The sequence below is a fragment of the Pandoraea eparura genome (assembly GCF_902459725.1).
Lineage (GTDB): Bacteria > Pseudomonadota > Gammaproteobacteria > Burkholderiales > Burkholderiaceae > Pandoraea > Pandoraea eparura.
The window spans coordinates 13901-30609 of sequence record NZ_CABPSH010000011.1 but is presented as its reverse complement, the minus strand read 5'-3'; the positions used below and the strand labels follow the sequence as shown (position 1 = coordinate 30609).

The window sequence follows — 16709 nt, the reverse complement described above, 5'->3', positions numbered from 1 at the left end:
TGCGATACCGCGCACTCGCCGCGAGGGCTGCCGCCGAGGGCGCTTCAGTCGATCAAAGCGCCCGACGCGTCATAGAACGGATGCGAACCGCCCGCATCGTCGACGAAGGCCAGATGCGAGACCAGCCCGATCTGCGGCGTGAAACGATGCAACTGGAACGCCGGCGGATCGAGCGCCCACGCAGACGGTCCGCCCTCGCGCAGATCGAGCGCGACCTGGTGCGCCGGTGACGGGCATACGCTCGCAATCGTGCCGGCAAAGCGCGTGTGAATCGGTCGATGGACGTGGCCACAAATCAATCGCTCGACATTGTCGAAACGGCGCACCACGCCCGCGAGCTTCACCGCATCGGCGGCGTCCAGCGCCTGAACGTCCATGTGCTCGATGCCGCACGCGAAAGGCGGATGGTGCATGGCGATCACGGTTGGCGTGACGGTATCGCTTGCGAGCGTCGCTTCGAGCCATTGCAGACGCGCATCGCACAGCCGCCCGCCGCCGTTGGGCGGATCCTGCGTATCCAGCGCCACGAGCCGCAACGCACCGAGCATTGCCGTGTATTGCACGAAGCTGCCCGACTCGCCGAGATAGGTGTGCTCGGGAAATACCTCACGCAGGGCATCGCGCCCGTCGTGATTGCCGATGACCAGGTAGTAGGGAATCTGCAACGGCGCGAGCAAACGACGCAGATGCTCGTATTCCTCACGCGCGCCAAAGTCGACGAGATCGCCCGTCAGTACGACGAAGTCGGGACGCGGCACGAGCGCATTCAGACGCGCCACGCAGCGTTCGAGATAGGCGGCGGTATCCACGCGCCGATAGGCCAGCTTGCCGGGCCGTTTGATGTGAAGGTCGCTGATTTGCGCGAACAGCATGGGCAGATTATCCGTGGAGCGAAAAGACATGGGCGGCGGGCAGCGACAACCCGACCTGTTCGCCGACGCGACACTCGCGACGGCTGGACACTTCGACCAGCACCGCCCCCCCGGCGGACACGCCGCCCAGCGTCAGGCGGGTACGGTCGCCGAGAAACTGCACTTCCTCGATTCGGCCGACGATCGAAGCATCGCCCGCCGGCACCACGACCGCATCTTCCGGGCGGAAGTACAACTCCTGCACGTCGGCGCGCACGTTCGGGCAGGCAACGCGGCCGCCCTCCAGATGGAAATGCCCGTCGCGCCACACGCCGGCCAGACGATTGAGCGTGCCGACGAAGTTGGCCACGTGGCGAGATGCCGGCTGATAGTAGATGTCGCGCGGCGCGCCGATCTGTTCGATGCGCCCCGCGCTCATCACCACGATGCGATCACCCAGCGCCATCGCCTCGTCCTGATCGTGGGTCACGTACACGGTCGTCACGCCGAGCCCGCGCAGCAGACGATCCATATCGGCGCGCACGGTCTCGCGCAGTTTGGCGTCGAGGGCCGTGAGCGGTTCGTCGAGCAGCAGCACGCGCGGCTCCGGCGCGAGCGCGCGCGCCAGCGCCACGCGCTGCTTCTGACCGCCCGAGAGTTGCGCAATGGCGCGCTCGGCGAACGGGGTGAGCTGCACGAGTTCGAGCAGCTCGTTGACGCGTTTGTCGATCTGCGCGGAAGGCAGGCCACGCAGCTTCAATCCATACGCAACATTGCCCCGCACAGTGAAGTTCGGGAACAGCGCGTAGTTCTGGAACACCATGCCCACGCGACGCTTCTCGATGGGCAGGCGCGTGACGTCCTCGTCGCCGAAACGCACGCGGCCGCCCGCATCGGGCCGCTCGAGCCCGGCGATCATGCGCAGGGTCGTGGTCTTGCCGCACCCCGACGGGCCGAGCAACACCAGCGTCTCGCCCGCGCCGATTGTCAGATCGAGCGGTTGCAGCACGGTGTTGCCGTGAAACGTCTTGGCACAGCGTTCCAGATGAATCGGGATGGAAGTCAGTTTCATCGTCATATCCTTGGCATTCGGTGGCGTACGTGCGTCGATCGGATCAGGCGCGGCCACGCGTCGAGGCTTTGCCCTTCGACGCTTTGGCCCGCTGCGCGGTCATCTGCATGACGACCAGCAGCGGCACGATCAACACGAAAAACACCGCCGTGTACGCGCTGCCGATCTCCAGTCGCAGCGACGCATAGGCGTCCGCCAGCCCCACGGGAAGCGTCTTGGTGTCGGGCGTGTGCAGCATCCACGTCAGGTTGAATTCGCCGAGCGAGAGCGTCACCACGATGAGCGCGGCCGCCACGATCTCGCTGCGGATGTTGGGCAGCACGACCGTCGTGAAGCGACGCAGGAAACCCGCGCCGAGGCTTGCCGCGCCCTCTTCCATCAGCTTGATGCGCGCGTCGGCGCACGCCGCCGCCACGGCACGCACCATGAACGGCAGCGTGAAGATCACGTGTCCCACGACGATGAACGCCAGACTTTCGCGAAAGCCGCGCATGCCACCGTACACGCTGATCAGCGCGAGCGCGCTGGCCAACCCCGGCAGCGCGATGGGCAGCGTCAGCAGTTCCTCGATCCAGCGCGCCATGCGACTGCGCCAGCGCGCCAGCACGTAGCCGGCCGGCACGCCGAGCAGCGTCACCAACACGAGCGTCGCAGCACCGACGTACAGCGAATTCAGAATCGCGTCGTGATAGTCCTGCCAGACCTGGATCACCCACTTGAACGTGAGGCCGGCCGACGGTCCCCGGAAATAGTTCACCGACAGCCCGGCGAGAATCGACATGCCCACCGGCACCAGCAGGAATGCACACATCAGCAGCGTAAGCAGCAGTTGTAGCGTGAAAAGCGTTTTCTTGAGCATGCGCATCAACCTCCGGCAGCGACCGTCGGCCCGGTGAAATTTCGGGCCAGCATGAGCACCGCCCAGGTCACGATGCCGAGAACGACCGAGAGCGCCGCCGCCGTCGCCACGTTGGCGTTGAGCGTGAACTCGGTGTAGATGGTCATCGGCAATACATCGATGTCGGTCGCCAGCGTGAAGGCAGTGCCGAACGCGCCGACCGAGGTGGCGAAACACATCGCCCCCGATGCGATCAGCGCCGGCGCCAGCGCGGGCAGCGTCACGTCGCGCGCGATGGCGAACGGGCCGGCCCCCAGCGACGCCGCCGCTTCCGTGAGCGAATGATCGAGCGACTCCGCCGCCGCCATCACGGCAAGAATCACGCGCGGAATCGAGAAATACAGGTACCCGATGAAGAGCCCCGCAAGCGAATACGCGAACACGAGCTTGTGGCCGAGAAGTTTCGCCGTCAGGTCACCGATGAGGCCCTGGCGGCCTGCGAGCATGATGACCATGAATCCGACCACCACGCCGGGGAACGCCAGCGGCAGGGTCAGCATCGACACAAGGGCCGATTTACCGAGGAAGTCGTGACGGGTGAGGAAGAGGCCCGCCACCAGCGATAACGCCAACGTGGCCAGCGTGACCAGTGCCGAGAGCACGATGGTCTGCCACAGGCTGTCGAGATAACGCGCATTGGTGAGAATGGCGCGATAGGTCTCGAACGCGTGACCGTCCCCGCTGACCTGCACCAGGGCAGCCATCGGCAACAGCCAGAACGCCAGAAAGACCGCCAGCGCCGGTAGCAGCAGTGCCACGCGCCAGCCGCGCGGCAGAGTCAGGTCACGCATCGCTTGTTTTGCTCCTCTTCCTCGTTGAACGACGGGCCGAACCGGCCCAACGTGCTAACACGCTTAACGCGCTTAACGCGCTTAACGCACGTTCTTCAGATACTGCTGACCAAACGCATCCTGCTGCGCAGCGAGCTTCTGCAAATCGACCGGCTTCACCCGTGCATAGTCGCTCGCCGGCAGGAACTTGGCGGCCACCTCCGCCGGCATCGTGCTCGCACGCACCGGACGCAGGAAGGCTTGCGCCCAATGGGCCTGGCCCTTGTCGGACAGCGTGTAGTCGATCACCTTCTTGCCGTTATCCGCGTGCGGTCCGTTCTTCACGAGCGCGATCACATACGGCAGCGACACGGTGCCCTCCTTCGGGATCACGAACTGCACATTGGCGCGGTCCTTGTAGATGGCACGGTAGGCGTTGAAATCGAAGTCGATCAGGATGGGGATCTCGCCCGAGAGCACGCGCGCATACGCCGTTTGCTTCGGCACGATCGGTGAGTTGGCCTTGAGCTTCTGGAAGTAGCCGATGGCCGGACCGAAGTTGTCCATCGAACCGCCGAGCGCCTGGTTGGCGGCAATCGCGGCGGCATAGCCGGCGAACGCGCTGCTCGGATCCAGATACCCCACCATGCCGCGATACTCCGGCTTGAGCAGGTCGGCCCACGAACGCGGCACCGGCTTGCCTTCCAGGGCGTCTCGGTTCACGAAGAAGCCGACCGTGCCCGAGTGGATCGTCGTCCACATGCCGTTCGGATCCTTCATGGCGGCCGGCACCTGATCCCAGTTCGCCGGCTTGTACGGTGCGAGCAGGCCCTTCTTTGCCGCCTCGATGGCCGAGGTGATGCCCAGGTAGACGATGTCGGCCACCGGCGCTTTTTGCTCGGCGATCAACTGCGCGACCGCCTGGCCCGAGTTCTTGTTGTCGAGCGGCACGCGAATGCCGGTGTCCTGCGCAATCGCCTTGACCTGACCGGCCCAGTCGGCCCATTCCGGCGGGCAGTTATAGCAGATGGCCGTTGGCTGGGCCTGCGCGGCGCCAGCGCCCAGCAGGGTGAACAGCGCCAGCGTGCGAGCGGCGCGGGTGATCCAAAGCTTCATGTCAGTAGGCTCCTGAATGTCTGAGCGGTGGCGGCACTCACGTGCCGCCGGATAAGTGCGGGCCTCTCGCCCGGATGCCTGATTGCCTCAGCCGGCGCTGGACTCTCTTTACGGAGCCAGTCGTCGGCCGCTTTCCTTGCGACTGCGTTCACTGCAAAACCGTTGGTTACCGTGACTTGTCGTTCACTCTCGCCTCAGCCCTGACGACGCGGCGGCGCCGACACCGTGCCGCCTCGACGAATCTGGTGTGGCAACATCAAGGCATGCTCGAGTGAGGCGTCGTGCGAGGGTGTCGTCCCGGCACGCGTGTCGATCTGCGCGAGCAAGCGTTGCGCGGCATGGCGGCCGATCTCCACGCTCGGCTGCACGACGGTGGCGAGTGTGGGCGAGAGCAGTTCGCCCACGGCCAGCCCGTCGAAGCCCAGCACCGACATATCGTCGGGCACGCGCAGACCGGCCTCGCGCAGGGCGCGCATCACCCCGAGCGCGAGCAGATCGTTGGAGCAAAACAATGCCGTGGGGCGCGCGCCGTCGCGCTCACGCTGCGCCAGCCATTCGCGCACCCGCTCACCACGGGCCCCGCTGTTGAAGTCGATTTCGAACGCCGGCAGCGGCGTGAGGCCGGCGGCGCGCATGGCATCGCCATAGCCGAGATACCGGCGCTTGGCTCGGTCTGACGCGTGCAAGGCGCCCGTCACCATCACGATGTCGCGATGCCCCGCCTCGATCAGCATGGCTACACCCTGCGCGGCGGCGGCCCGGTTGTCCACGGAGACGCACGGACGCTGCGGCGCATCGTTATAGACGAGCTGGCACGCCACGCCCTCGGCCGCGAGATCGTCGAGAAGCACGCTGTGCTCGGCGTCGGCGAGCGTGAGCAACAGGCCATCCACCCGCTGTTGCAGCAACGTCTCAATGGCGTTGCGCTCGCGCTCCGGGTCGTATTGCGTGGTGACGAGCAACAAGCGCCGCCCGGTGCCGTCGATGGCGGCTTCAATGCCTTCAAGGCAATCGGCAAAGACCGGGTTGCCGAGCGTGGGCAGCATCACGCCGATCAATCCCGTGCGCTCGCCGCGCAACTGACGGCCAAGCGCATTGGGACGGAATTTCAACTCGGCGGCGGCAGCCTGCACGCGCGCCAGCGTCTCGGGACGCACCAATTGAGGTGAGTTGAGCGCGCGCGACACTGTCGCTATCGAACACCCCGCGCGCTGCGCCACGTCCCGAATATCTGCCACGCCATTCCCCCTGTGTGTCATGCCGTCGAATCACGCCGTTGACGGAAGTTGTACAAATGTAAACGTTTACGAAAACGTTTTCACTTCGGGATTCTATGGAGACAATGTGATGAATTCGTGACAAGGCACAACCTCGGACAATGTCCGATACCCCGCTCGCCGAGTAGCGGGTCGAGTAGCAGGTCGAGTAGCAGGTCGAGTAGCACGCCGAGGGGTACGCTGAGTAGCGCCCCAAGCAGCAGACCGAGCAGTACGCCAATGAGCAGACCGAGTGTCGCGCCAGTCTGTCTGCCGATTGGCGCCCCGACGCGCCGCGCGCTGCCCACGTCATCGGCGCGGGGGCAGCGGCGGCATGCCGGACGCCAGGATGGCGCCTATACTGAAATTCCCCCGCGCGACGGGGACAACGGCACCCCCTCCCTCCACGACCGGGATCGGCCATGAACGACTATCACTTCCTCACCTTGTGGCGGCTCACGGCGCCGCTCGACGAAGTCTGGGACGCGATTCGCGATGTCGACCATTGGGCGCGGTGGTGGCCCTGCGTGCGCGACGTGCGTACGCTCGATCCGGGCGATGCCGATGGCGTGGGCGCCATACGCGTGCTGACCTGGCACGGCGCGCTACCTTACTCGCTCACCATCGAGACACGCGTCACGCACGTCGACCCGATGCGCGAGGTGCGCAGTGTCGCGTCGGGCGAGCTGGCGGGCACCGGCCTCTGGTGCTTCGACACGGAAGGGCCGATCACGGCCGTGCGCTATGCCTGGGATGTCCACACGGAGCGCGTCTGGATGAACAAGCTCGCGCCGCTTGCCCGGCCGCTGTTCCGCTGGAATCACAACTACGTCATGCGACGTGGCGGCGAAGGGCTCGCGGCGTTGCTCAATGCCCATCTGGTCGAGTGTCTCGATACCGACCTGCCGCCCGCTGCCATCGGCGAAGCGCGCAATCCGCGCGACTTGCGCGAGGCACGCGCACGCATGAGCCACGACGCCCATCACTGAGCCACCCTGATATTCCATTCAGGAATAGACGATCCGATAGTTTTCATTATTTTTTATAGATCCGGATGCCTAGACTGGAGGGCATCCGGCGGTCGTGTCATGGCGTCTGAGCCCGCGCCGCCCCGCAAAAAAACCCTGCTCCAGGAGACCTCGTGAGCCTTGCGACTCCGCCGCTGCTGCGGCACTACGTGGACGGTGCATTCCTCGCCACCGATCGCCAGTTCGATAACGTCAGCCCCGTGGACGGGCGGCTGGTCGCGAAGGTTTGCGAAGCCGACGCCGCCACGGTCGATCGCGCTGTGCGCGCCGCGCATCGCGCCCTGCATGACGGTCCGTGGGGCAAGACCACCCCCGCCGAGCGCGCGGCCGTGCTGCACCGCATCGCCGACGGCATCCAGGCGCGCTTCGACGACTTCGTCGCGGCCGAAGTGGCCGACACCGGCCGGCCCATCGAGCAGGCCCGCACCCTCGACATCGCGCGCGGCATTGCCAACTTCCGCATGTTCGCCGACCTCGTCAAGACAGCCGGCAACGAGATGTACGACATGCGCGCCGCCGACGGGGGCGACGTCATGAGCTATGTCACGCGCAAACCGCTCGGGGTGATCGGCATCATTTCGCCGTGGAACCTGCCGCTGCTGCTCTTCACGTGGAAGGTGGCCCCCGCGCTGGCGATGGGCAACTGCGTGGTCGCCAAGCCGTCGGAGGAAACGCCCTCCTCCGCCACGCTGCTCGCCGAGGTGATGGACGCCGCCGGCGTGCCGCCCGGTGTCTTCAATCTCGTGCACGGCTTCGGACCGGGCTCGGCCGGCGAGCATCTGACGAAGCACCCGGGCGTGGCGGCGATCACCTTTACCGGCGAGTCGCGCACCGGTAGCGCGATCATGAAGGCCGTGGCCGACGGCGTGAAGGAAATCTCGTTCGAGCTCGGCGGCAAGAACGCCGCCGTCGTCTTCGCGGACGCCGACTTCGAGCGTGCGCTCGACGGCGTGGTGCGCTCGTCGTTCACCAACGCGGGTCAGGTGTGCCTGTGTTCGGAGCGCGTCTATGTCGAGCGGCCGATCTTCGACCGGTTCGTGGCCGCCCTGGCCGAACGCGCCGCCGCGCTGCGCATCGATGCCCCCGATGCCCAAGGCGTGCAGATGGGACCGCTCGTGTCGCGCAAGCATCGCGACAAGGTGCTCGCCTACTATCGCCTGGCCGTCGAAGAAGGCGCGACGGTCGTCACCGGCGGCGGCGTGCCCGCCTTCGGCGATGCGCGCGACGACGGCGCCTTCGTGCAACCGACGGTCTGGACCGGCCTGCCCGACACGGCGCGCTGCGTGCGCGAAGAGATCTTCGGTCCGGTGTGCCACGTCGCCCCGTTCGACAGCGAGGACGAAGTGATTCGCCGGGTCAACGACAGCGAGTACGGTCTTGCCGGTTGCGTATGGACGACGAACCTGTCGCGCGCGCATCGCGTGGCGCGTCAGTTCCAGACAGGGCTCGTGTGGGTGAACACCTGGTTCCTGCGCGACCTGCGCACCCCGTTCGGCGGTGTGAAGCGCTCGGGACTGGGCCGCGAAGGCGGACGCCACTCGCTCGACTTCTATTCCGAAATCACCAACATCTGCATCAAACTGTGAGGCGACGGTGCGGGGGGATCGATGGGGGTCGAGCCCTCCGCACCCGTGCGCCATCTCAAGAACAAAGCCCAACGGAGACTGACGACTCATGAGCGCATCGCAAGACACACAGGCCCGCGTGGTCGCCGGCAAGGCCAAACCGCGCGGCCGATTCCCGCACATCAAGCGCGCCGGCGACTTCCTGTTCGTCTCGGGCACCAGTTCGCGTCGCCCGGACAATACCTACGCCGGCGCAGACGTCGATGCACTGGGCGTGACGCAGCTCGACATCCGCGAGCAGACGCGCGCTGTCATCGAAAACATCCGCGACATTCTCGCCAGTGAAGGCGCCACGCTTGCCGACGTGGTCGAGGTCGGCGCGTTCCTCGTGAACATGAACGACTTCGGCGGCTACAACGCGGTGTACGGCGAGTACTTCGACGAGAGCGGCCCGACGCGTACCACGGTGGCCGTTCACCAGTTGCCGCATCCGCTGCTGCTCATCGAAATCAAGTGCGTGGCGTACGCGCCGCGTTCGCGCTGACGCCCCCCACGGACTCCACCTGACGCCGCATGACCCGGGAGACAGCATGTTGACGTATGGCAAGCCTTTCAATTTCCAGCGCTGGATCGACGATCACGCGCATCTGCTCAAGCCGCCCGTCGGCAATCAGCAGGTCTGGCAGGACAGCGATTTCATCGTCACGGTGGTGGGTGGACCGAACCATCGCACCGACTATCACGACGATCCGCTCGAAGAGTTCTTCTATCAGTTCAAGGGCAACGCGTGGGTCAATCTGTGGATCGACGGCCGCCCCGAGCGCATCGACCTCAAGGAAGGCGACATCTTCCTGCTGCCGCCGCACGTACGCCATTCGCCGCAGCGGCCCGAAGCGGGAAGCCTGTGCCTGGTGATCGAGCGCCAGCGCCCGCCCGGCCTGCTCGACGGCTTCGAGTGGTACTGCCTCCAATGCGGCACGCTGGTGCATCGCGTGGAGGTGCAACTCAAGAGCATCGTGACCGACCTGCCGCCGCTGTTCGAAGCGTTCTACGGCACCGAGACGCTGCGCCGGTGTCCAGGCTGCGGCGAGATCCACCCGGGCCGCGCCGCGCAACCCAAGACCACCGCCCCGGCGTCCGCCTGACCCGCGACGCCGCTTCCAGAACCTCACACGTCACGTCATGAAGAAAATCGACATGCACGCCCACTTCTTCCCGCGCATCACGCGGGAGGAGGCGGCCCGCCTCGACCCCGCCAACGCGCCGTGGCTGCGCATCGACGAGGGCGGCGAGACCGGCAACATCATGCTCGACGACCGCGCGTTCCGCCCGGTCTACCGCGCGTTGTGGGACCCCGCGCTGCGCGTCGAAGAACTCGACCGTCACGGCATCGACCTGCAAGTGGTGTGCGCCACGCCGATCATGTTCGGCTACCGGTACGACGGGCACGCGGTCATGGACTGGGTGCAACGCATGAACGATCTGGCACTCGAGCACTGCGCCTACGCGCCGACGCGTCTGAAGGCCATGGCGCAAGTGCCGCTGCAGGATCTCGATCTGGCCTGCGCGGAAGCGTCGCGCGCCAAGGCAAGCGGCCATATCGGCGTGCAGATCGGCAACCATCTGGGTGACAAGGACCTGGACGACGAGCCACTCGTGGCCTTCTTGCGGCACTGCGGCAACGAACACATTCCCGTGCTCGTGCATCCGTGGGACATGATGACCGACGGCCGCATGAAGCGATGGATGATGCCGTGGCTCGTGGCCATGCCCGCCGAGACGCAGCTCTCGATCCTCTCGCTGATCCTCTCGGGCGCGTTCGAGCGCCTGCCGCGCTCGCTCAAGCTGTGCTTTGCCCACGGCGGCGGCGCCTTCCCGTATCTGCTGGGCCGTGCCGAGAACGCGTGGCACTGCCGCGACATCGTGCGCGCCGACAGCCCGCATCCGCCGTCCCATTATCTGGACCGCTTCTACGTGGACAGCGCCGTGTTCGACCCGCGCGCCTTGCGCCTGCTGGTCGACACCCTGGGCGTGGAGCGCATCATGCTGGGCTCCGACCATCCGTTCCCGCTCGGCGAGCAGAACATCGGCCGCCTGGTGGCCGAACAGCCCGATCTGGACGACGCGGCCCGCCATCGCATCCTGGCCGCGAACGCCCGCGAGTTCTTCGATCTGTAACTGGGGGTTTCCCGAAGTGTTTTTGAAATCGCTTGCCTACGTAAAAGGCGTCGTTTACGCTGGGCACTTAAATATTTGATGCTTAAACAATTTAACTGACGTGACGCGCCTGTCCGGCGATGACCGACGTGAAGAAGCGGTCAAGTGTGTCGGCGCAAGTCCTCTGCGAGAAGTGTTTGCCTGTTTCGGAACTTAGTTTGGAGACCATGATGACGGGAACGAAGACCACGCAACGCAAAGCCATCGCCGTGCTGGGCGCCCTTGCCGCCGGCGCGGCGATGTTCGCCTCGAGCGGCGCGCACGCCCAGGTGAAGATCGGCTTCATCGGTACGCTCTCCGGCCCGGGCGGCGCGCTCGGCCAGGACCAGTACGACGCCTTCATGCTCGCCATCGAGCAAAAGGGCGGCAAACTGGGCGGCGTGCCGGTGCAGGTGATCAAGGAAGACGACCAGCTCAAGCCCGACGTGGGTGTGCAGGCCGCGCAGAAGCTGGTGGAGCGCGACAAGGTGTCGCTCATCACCGGCGTGACGTTCTCGAACGTCATGATGGCCATCCACAAGAACGTGACGAACGCGGGCGTGGTCATGGTCGGCTCGAACGCCGGCCCGGCCCCGATTGCCGGCGCGCAATGCTCGCCGAACTTCTTCTCGACGTCGTGGGATAACGACGAGCTGCATGAAGCCGGCGGCCAGCTCTCGAGCGACCTGGGCTACAAGAAGATGTATGTGATGGCCCCGAACTATCAGGCCGGACGCGACGCCGTGAACGGCTTCAAGCGCGACTACAAGGGCCAGATCGTCGACGAGGTGTACACGCAGGTCAACCAACCCGACTACTCGGCCGAAATCGCCCAGTTGCAGGCCGCCAAGCCCGATGCCGTCTACGTGTTCTACCCGGGCGGTATGGGCGTGAACTTCGTCAAGCAATACCGTCAGGCCGGGCTGCTCGGCAAGATTCCGCTGATCTCTGTGTCGACCATTGACGGCTCCACCCTGCCCGCCCTGAAGGAATTGGCGGTCGGCGCCATCACCAGCGCCCCGTACTCGCCCGATCTCGACAATGCCCAGAACAAGCAGTTCGTGGCGGCGTTCCAGAAGAAGTACCACCGTTTGCCGTCGATGTACGCCGCACAGTCATACGATGCCGCCAACCTGATCGACTCGGCGCTCGCCAAGACCAAGGGCAGCGTGGCGGATCGCGAAGCGCTGCGTGCCGCACTCAAGGCGGCCGACTTCGCGTCGGTGCGCGGGCCGTTCAAGTTCGCCAGCAACCAGTTCCCGGTGGCGCAGTTCTACCGCGTCGATGTCGTGAAGGACGCCAACGGCGCCGCGTTTTTGACCAAGGGACAGATCCAGATCAAGACGCGTGCCGACCTGGCCGCGCAGTGCAAGATCAAGTCGTAAGGAGATGGTCGGGCATCGTGCGCGTGAGGGTTGACGCGCGCGCTGCCCGCCGTTGCCGATTTGCCGCCCGGCTGCCGGGAGGACGCGAGACAACGCGAGACAACGCGATGCAACGCGACACAACGTGAAGCAACGCGATAGGCCGGCGGCACCGCCGTTGCACGCCCCGAGCCGCACCTGAGCACTATCGAGGGTATATGAAGCGCTACCGCAATTTCGACGACGCCGAGCTGGACGTACAGTACAACGCTCGCGCCACCACCCCCAACGTTCTCGACATCCTGACGCAGTACGCCACCGAGAGCGCGCATGCCCGCGCGACCACGCCCTGCGTGCTCGATGTCGCCTACGGGGATCACCCCGACGAGACACTCGACATCTTCCCATCGCCGATTCCCGGCGCCCCCGTGTTCTTCTTCGTTCACGGCGGCTACTGGCGCGCGCTCGGCAAGGACGATTCGAGCAACATGGCCCCCGCCTTCACGCGCGCGGGCGCCACTGTCGTCACGATCAACTATTCGCTGGCGCCCGGCGCCTCGCTCGACACCATCGTCGACCAGACGCGCCGCGCCCTGGCCTGGGTGTACCGCCACATTGGCGAGCATCACGGCGACGCGCGTCGCATCCACGTGTGCGGCAGCTCGGCCGGCGGCCACCTCGTGGGCATGCTGCTCGCCCACGGCTGGCACAACGATTACGGCGTGCCGCACGACGTCATCGCCGGCGCCATCCCGCTCTCCGGCCTGTTCGATCTCACGCCGATCCCGTTCACGCACATCAACGACTGGATGAAGCTGTCCGCCGACGATGCGCATCGCAACAGTCCCCGCTTCCTCTTGCCCGCGCACGGCTGCCCGATCGTGGTGTCGTACGGCGAGAGCGAGACGGCGGAATTCAAGCGCCAGAGCGAGGACTATCTCGCGGCGTGGCGCGCCCGCGGCTTTGCGGGCGACTATGTCCCGATGCCCGGCACCAATCATTTCGATATCGTGCTCACGCTCAACGACACCGCCAGCCCGCTCACGCAAGCCGTCTTTCGCCTGATGGGGCTGCCCCGGGAGGCCACATGAGTCCGACACTCTTCATCATGCAGTGCCTGAACGGGCTGCAACTCGGGGTGCTGCTGTTCCTGATGGCCGCCGGCCTCACGCTGGTGTTCGGCATCATGAACTTCGTCAACCTCGCCCACGGCTCGCTCTACATGATCGGGGCGTTCATCGCGGCCACCGTGTACAACACCACGGGATCGTTCGCGCTCGCCGCGATCGCCATCTTCCCCGCGATGCTGGTGATCGGCCTGATCGTCGAATTCGTCGCACTCAAGACGCTGTACGATCGCGATCACCTCGATCAGGTGCTGGCCACCTTCGGCCTGATCCTGTTCTTCAACGAACTCGCGCGCATGATCTGGGGGCCGTCGCCGTATTACATGGAAGTGCCCGACTGGCTCTCCGGCACGGTGAACCTGTTCGGCCTCGCGTATCCGGCGTATCGCTTCCTCATCATCGTGGTGGGGCTGGCGGTGGCGCTGGGCTGCTATCTGCTGATTCACCGCACGCGCATCGGCATGCTGATTCGCGCCGGCTCGACACACCGCCAGATGGTTGGCGCGCTCGGCGTGAACATCGTGCTGCTCAACTCGCTGCTGTTCGGGCTGGGCGCGATTCTCGCCGGGATTGCCGGGCTCATGGCCGGCCCCATCCTGTCGGTGCAGCCGGGCATGGGCGAGCCGATCCTCATCCTGACCATGGTCGTGATCGTGATCGGCGGCATCGGCTCGGTACGCGGGGCGTTTCTCGCGGCGCTGATCGTCGGTGTAGTCGATACGGTGGGACGCACCGCCCTGCCCACGCTGCTGCGCAGCCTCATGGAGCGCAGCAGCGCCGACACCGCCGGACCCGCCATCGCGTCGATGCTCATCTACCTTGTCATGGCCGCGGTGCTTGCCGTGCGTCCGCAAGGTCTCTTCCCGGTCAAACACGGTTGATGATGGAAATGAAACTGAATCTTCGCACCGCCGTGCCGCTGCTGTTGCTCGCCGTACTGGCGCTGGTGCCCCTTTACGCGACGTTTGCCCAGCAACCGTTCTATCTCACCCTGTTCGGGCGCATCGTCGTGTTCGCCATTGCGGCCGTCTCGCTCGACCTGATTCTCGGCTACGGCGGCATGGTGAGTTTCGGCCACGCGCTGTATCTGGGCTTGGGCGCGTATGTCGTCGGCATCCTCAGCTATCACGGCATCGACAACGGCTTCGTCCATCTTGGGGCGACGCTGCTGCTGTGCGCCGTCGTCGGCGCCGTCACCGGCCTGCTTTCGCTGCGCACGACCGGCATCGCCTTCATCATGATCACGCTGGCGTTCGCCCAGATGTTCTACTTCCTCGCCGTCGGGCTGAAGCAGTACGGCGGCGACGACGGCCTGCCGGTCTCCGCCGGAAGCCGCTTCGGCAGCGTGACGCTGGACGACCCCGCCACGCTGTACTACGTGGCGTTCGCCGTGCTGTGCCTGTGCGTGTGGGCCGGTCGCCGGCTGGTCGATGCACGCTTCGGCATGGTGCTTCGCGGCGCGCGCCAGAACGACCGCCGCATGCGCGCGCTCGGCTTTCCGACGTTGCGCTACAAGCTGGTGGCCTACGTCATCAGCGCCATGACCTGCGGCGTCGCCGGCATGCTCTACGCCAATCTCACGCACTTCGTCTCGCCCGCGTATATGGCCTGGACGGCGTCGGGCGACTTGATCGTGATGGTCGTGCTCGGCGGGCTGGGATCGTTCTTCGGGCCGGTACTGGGCAGCGCCGCCATGCTGCTCATCGAGGAGTGGCTCAAGGGCATGACGGAGCACTGGATGATTATCTTCGGGCCGCTCATCGTCGTGGCGGTACTGGTGTCGCGACGCGGCCTGTATGGCCTGCTCGGCGACCTGCAGGTGCGACTCGCCCGTCGCGCCCGCACCGTGGAGGGCAAGGCATGACGCTGCTTCGAGTCGACCAACTGGTCAAACGCTACGGCGGGCTGACCGCCACCGATCATTTCTGCCTGGACGTCGCGCCGGGGGAGCTGCACGCCATCATCGGCCCGAACGGCGCCGGCAAGAGCACGCTCATCGGCCAACTGGCCGGCGAGCTGCGCGCCGACGAAGGCAGCATCCATTTCGACGGACACGACATCACGGCCATGCCGATCGAGCAGCGTGCGCGCGCGGGGCTCACGCGCTCGTATCAGATCACGTCGGTGTTTCGGGAGTTCACCGCGCTGGAGAACGTGCTCGTGGCGGTGCAGGCGATGCAAGGCCATAGCTTTGGCTTCTGGCGGCCGGCCATTCGCGAAACGGCGCTCGTCGAACCCGCGCGCGAGATCCTGGCGCGCACCGGTCTGGCCGCGCGCATGCACGTGCCGGCCAGCGCCCTCGCCCACGGCGAACATCGCCAGCTCGAACTGGCCATGGCGCTCGCGGGACGCCCGAAACTGCTGCTGCTCGACGAGCCGATGGCCGGCATGTCGCAGGCCGAGTCCGAACAGATGACGCATCTGCTTGCCGATCTCAAGGGCGATTACGCCATCGTGCTGGTGGAGCACGACATGGATGCCGTCTTCGCGCTGGCCGACCGCATCACCGTGCTCGTCTACGGACGCGCCATCGCTTGCGGGACCGCCGACGCCATCCGCAACGATGCGGGCGTGCGTGAAGCCTATCTCGGGGATGACACCCGCAACGAAATGCTGGGAGCAACCGCATGAGCCCCTTGTTGTCTTTGTCCGGCGTCGAGTCGTACTACGGCGCGAGCCAGGCGCTGTTCGGCATGCAACTGGAAATTGAGCGCGGCGCATTTGTTACGCTGCTCGGCCGCAACGGCATGGGCAAGTCGACCACCGTCAAGTCGATGACGGGCCTCATGCGTGCGGCCCGTGGCGAGATCGTGTTCGATGGACAGCCGGTGCACGCCAGCCCGTCTCACCGTATCGCGCGCGCGGGCATGGGTCTGGTGCCGGAGGGACGCCAGATATTCCCGACGCTGACGGTGCGCGAGAACCTCGTCGCCACCGCCGGCAATCGTCATGGCGCGCGCTCGCCATGGACGCTGGAGCGCATCTACGGCCTGTTCCCGCGGCTGCGCGAACGCGAGAAAAACCTCGGCAGCAACCTGTCCGGCGGCGAGCAGCAGATGCTCGCGATCGGCCGCGCGCTGATGACGAATCCGAAATTACTCATTCTTGACGAAGCGACCGAGGGGCTGGCACCGCTCATTCGCGGTGAAATCTGGCAATGCCTGAAGCAACTCAAAGGCAGCGGGCTGTCGATCCTGTGCATCGACAAGAATCTCGCACCGATGCTCGAACTCGGCGATCGCCACTACATCGTCGACAAAGGCCGTGTGGCTTGGCAAGGCGACTCGCCGAGCCTGCGTCAGGCGCTGCCGGAATTGCAGGCCTATCTGGGCGTCTGAGGCACGCGCCACACTGCGTACCGCACCGTTTTGCGTACACTCTACGGCACCTCGTCTCGGCGGGGTGCTTAGTACTCGATAGGTGTCAGACGCGAAAATCCGGAGTGATTTGTGAAAGCACCCAGCAG

General features: G+C 65.7%; 17 protein-coding genes. 11 read left to right on the top strand and 6 right to left on the bottom strand.

Annotation, left to right across the window (positions count from 1 at the left end; translation table 11 throughout):
• Positions 1–44: 44 nt before the first annotated feature.
• From PEP31012_RS18885 to PEP31012_RS18860, 6 genes are all read right to left on the bottom strand, one after another.
• Positions 45–872 carry a phosphodiesterase gene (locus PEP31012_RS18885; RefSeq protein WP_150590843.1) on the bottom strand — a complete coding sequence of 276 codons (828 nt, stop codon included), beginning with the start codon at positions 870–872 and terminating at the stop codon, positions 45–47.
• A 7-nt stretch (positions 873–879) separates the two neighbouring features.
• Positions 880–1923, bottom strand: coding sequence for an ABC transporter ATP-binding protein (locus tag PEP31012_RS18880; protein ID WP_150590842.1), 1044 nt, complete (start codon positions 1921–1923; stop codon positions 880–882).
• Positions 1924–1966: 43 nt separating this feature from the next.
• Positions 1967–2782, bottom strand: a complete 816-nt coding sequence (locus tag PEP31012_RS18875; RefSeq protein WP_150590841.1) for an ABC transporter permease — start codon at positions 2780–2782, stop codon at positions 1967–1969.
• A 5-nt stretch (positions 2783–2787) separates the two neighbouring features.
• The gene (locus PEP31012_RS18870; RefSeq protein ID WP_150590840.1) at positions 2788–3612 is read right to left on the bottom strand and encodes an ABC transporter permease; all 825 of its coding nucleotides are present in this window, start codon (positions 3610–3612) and stop codon (positions 2788–2790) included.
• 81 nt (positions 3613–3693) lie between these two features.
• Entirely contained in the window at positions 3694–4707 is a 1014-nt protein-coding gene (locus tag PEP31012_RS18865; RefSeq protein WP_150590839.1) for an extracellular solute-binding protein, read from the bottom strand.
• A gap of 194 nt (positions 4708–4901) precedes the next feature.
• On the bottom strand, positions 4902–5945 hold the full coding sequence (locus PEP31012_RS18860; RefSeq protein WP_246171380.1) for a LacI family DNA-binding transcriptional regulator: 1044 nt from the start codon (positions 5943–5945) through the stop codon (positions 4902–4904).
• Between the two features lie 440 nt (positions 5946–6385).
• Between PEP31012_RS18860 and PEP31012_RS18855 the strand changes: the two genes are divergently transcribed.
• The 11 genes from PEP31012_RS18855 (at position 6386) to PEP31012_RS18805 (ending at position 16581) form a co-directional block, all read left to right on the top strand.
• A complete protein-coding gene (locus tag PEP31012_RS18855; protein ID WP_150590837.1) occupies positions 6386–6952 on the top strand; it encodes an SRPBCC family protein in 567 nt (188 codons plus the stop codon).
• A 152-nt stretch (positions 6953–7104) separates the two neighbouring features.
• Positions 7105–8577, top strand: a complete 1473-nt coding sequence (locus tag PEP31012_RS18850) for a 2-hydroxymuconic semialdehyde dehydrogenase (protein WP_150590836.1) — start codon at positions 7105–7107, stop codon at positions 8575–8577.
• Between the two features lie 88 nt (positions 8578–8665).
• Positions 8666–9100, top strand: coding sequence for a RidA family protein (locus PEP31012_RS18845; RefSeq protein WP_150590835.1), 435 nt, complete (start codon positions 8666–8668; stop codon positions 9098–9100).
• 46 nt (positions 9101–9146) lie between these two features.
• On the top strand, positions 9147–9701 hold the full coding sequence (locus tag PEP31012_RS18840) for a 3-hydroxyanthranilate 3,4-dioxygenase (RefSeq protein ID WP_150590834.1): 555 nt from the start codon (positions 9147–9149) through the stop codon (positions 9699–9701).
• A gap of 37 nt (positions 9702–9738) precedes the next feature.
• Positions 9739–10734, top strand: a complete 996-nt coding sequence (locus tag PEP31012_RS18835; protein WP_150590833.1) for an amidohydrolase family protein — start codon at positions 9739–9741, stop codon at positions 10732–10734.
• 209 nt (positions 10735–10943) lie between these two features.
• Positions 10944–12137, top strand: coding sequence for an ABC transporter substrate-binding protein (locus PEP31012_RS18830; protein WP_150590925.1), 1194 nt, complete (start codon positions 10944–10946; stop codon positions 12135–12137).
• Positions 12138–12334: 197 nt separating this feature from the next.
• Positions 12335–13207 carry an alpha/beta hydrolase gene (locus PEP31012_RS18825; RefSeq protein ID WP_150590832.1) on the top strand — a complete coding sequence of 291 codons (873 nt, stop codon included), beginning with the start codon at positions 12335–12337 and terminating at the stop codon, positions 13205–13207.
• Positions 13204–14124, top strand: coding sequence for a branched-chain amino acid ABC transporter permease (locus PEP31012_RS18820; protein ID WP_150590831.1), 921 nt, complete (start codon positions 13204–13206; stop codon positions 14122–14124). The genes PEP31012_RS18825 and PEP31012_RS18820 overlap by 4 nt, the downstream gene beginning before the upstream one ends.
• A gap of 8 nt (positions 14125–14132) precedes the next feature.
• Positions 14133–15107 carry a branched-chain amino acid ABC transporter permease gene (locus PEP31012_RS18815; RefSeq protein WP_150590830.1) on the top strand — a complete coding sequence of 325 codons (975 nt, stop codon included), beginning with the start codon at positions 14133–14135 and terminating at the stop codon, positions 15105–15107.
• Entirely contained in the window at positions 15104–15874 is a 771-nt protein-coding gene (locus PEP31012_RS18810) for an ABC transporter ATP-binding protein (RefSeq protein ID WP_150590829.1), read from the top strand. The genes PEP31012_RS18815 and PEP31012_RS18810 overlap by 4 nt, the downstream gene beginning before the upstream one ends.
• Positions 15871–16581 (top strand): ABC transporter ATP-binding protein, encoded by a 711-nt coding sequence (locus tag PEP31012_RS18805; protein WP_150590828.1) that lies wholly within the window; start codon positions 15871–15873, stop codon positions 16579–16581. The genes PEP31012_RS18810 and PEP31012_RS18805 overlap by 4 nt, the downstream gene beginning before the upstream one ends.
• Positions 16582–16709: the final 128 nt, after the last annotated feature.

Excerpts from the sequence above, each read along its gene's own strand:
- PEP31012_RS18835 (WP_150590833.1), top strand. The coding sequence starts at position 9,739 with ATGAAGAAAATCGACATGCACGCCCACTTCTTCCCGCGCATCACGCGG.
- PEP31012_RS18840 (WP_150590834.1), top strand. The coding sequence starts at position 9,147 with ATGTTGACGTATGGCAAGCCTTTCAATTTCCAGCGCTGGATCGACGAT.
- PEP31012_RS18805 (WP_150590828.1), top strand. The coding sequence starts at position 15,871 with ATGAGCCCCTTGTTGTCTTTGTCCGGCGTCGAGTCGTACTACGGCGCG.
- PEP31012_RS18820 (WP_150590831.1), top strand. The coding sequence starts at position 13,204 with ATGAGTCCGACACTCTTCATCATGCAGTGCCTGAACGGGCTGCAACTC.
- PEP31012_RS18880 (WP_150590842.1), bottom strand. The coding sequence starts at position 1,923 with ATGAAACTGACTTCCATCCCGATTCATCTGGAACGCTGTGCCAAGACG.
- PEP31012_RS18845 (WP_150590835.1), top strand. The coding sequence starts at position 8,666 with ATGAGCGCATCGCAAGACACACAGGCCCGCGTGGTCGCCGGCAAGGCC.
- PEP31012_RS18870 (WP_150590840.1), bottom strand. The coding sequence starts at position 3,612 with ATGCGTGACCTGACTCTGCCGCGCGGCTGGCGCGTGGCACTGCTGCTA.
- PEP31012_RS18875 (WP_150590841.1), bottom strand. The coding sequence starts at position 2,782 with ATGCTCAAGAAAACGCTTTTCACGCTACAACTGCTGCTTACGCTGCTG.
- PEP31012_RS18815 (WP_150590830.1), top strand. The coding sequence starts at position 14,133 with ATGAAACTGAATCTTCGCACCGCCGTGCCGCTGCTGTTGCTCGCCGTA.
- PEP31012_RS18810 (WP_150590829.1), top strand. The coding sequence starts at position 15,104 with ATGACGCTGCTTCGAGTCGACCAACTGGTCAAACGCTACGGCGGGCTG.
- PEP31012_RS18885 (WP_150590843.1), bottom strand. The coding sequence starts at position 872 with ATGCTGTTCGCGCAAATCAGCGACCTTCACATCAAACGGCCCGGCAAG.
- PEP31012_RS18865 (WP_150590839.1), bottom strand. The coding sequence starts at position 4,707 with ATGAAGCTTTGGATCACCCGCGCCGCTCGCACGCTGGCGCTGTTCACC.
- PEP31012_RS18825 (WP_150590832.1), top strand. The coding sequence starts at position 12,335 with ATGAAGCGCTACCGCAATTTCGACGACGCCGAGCTGGACGTACAGTAC.
- PEP31012_RS18830 (WP_150590925.1), top strand. The coding sequence starts at position 10,944 with ATGACGGGAACGAAGACCACGCAACGCAAAGCCATCGCCGTGCTGGGC.
- PEP31012_RS18855 (WP_150590837.1), top strand. The coding sequence starts at position 6,386 with ATGAACGACTATCACTTCCTCACCTTGTGGCGGCTCACGGCGCCGCTC.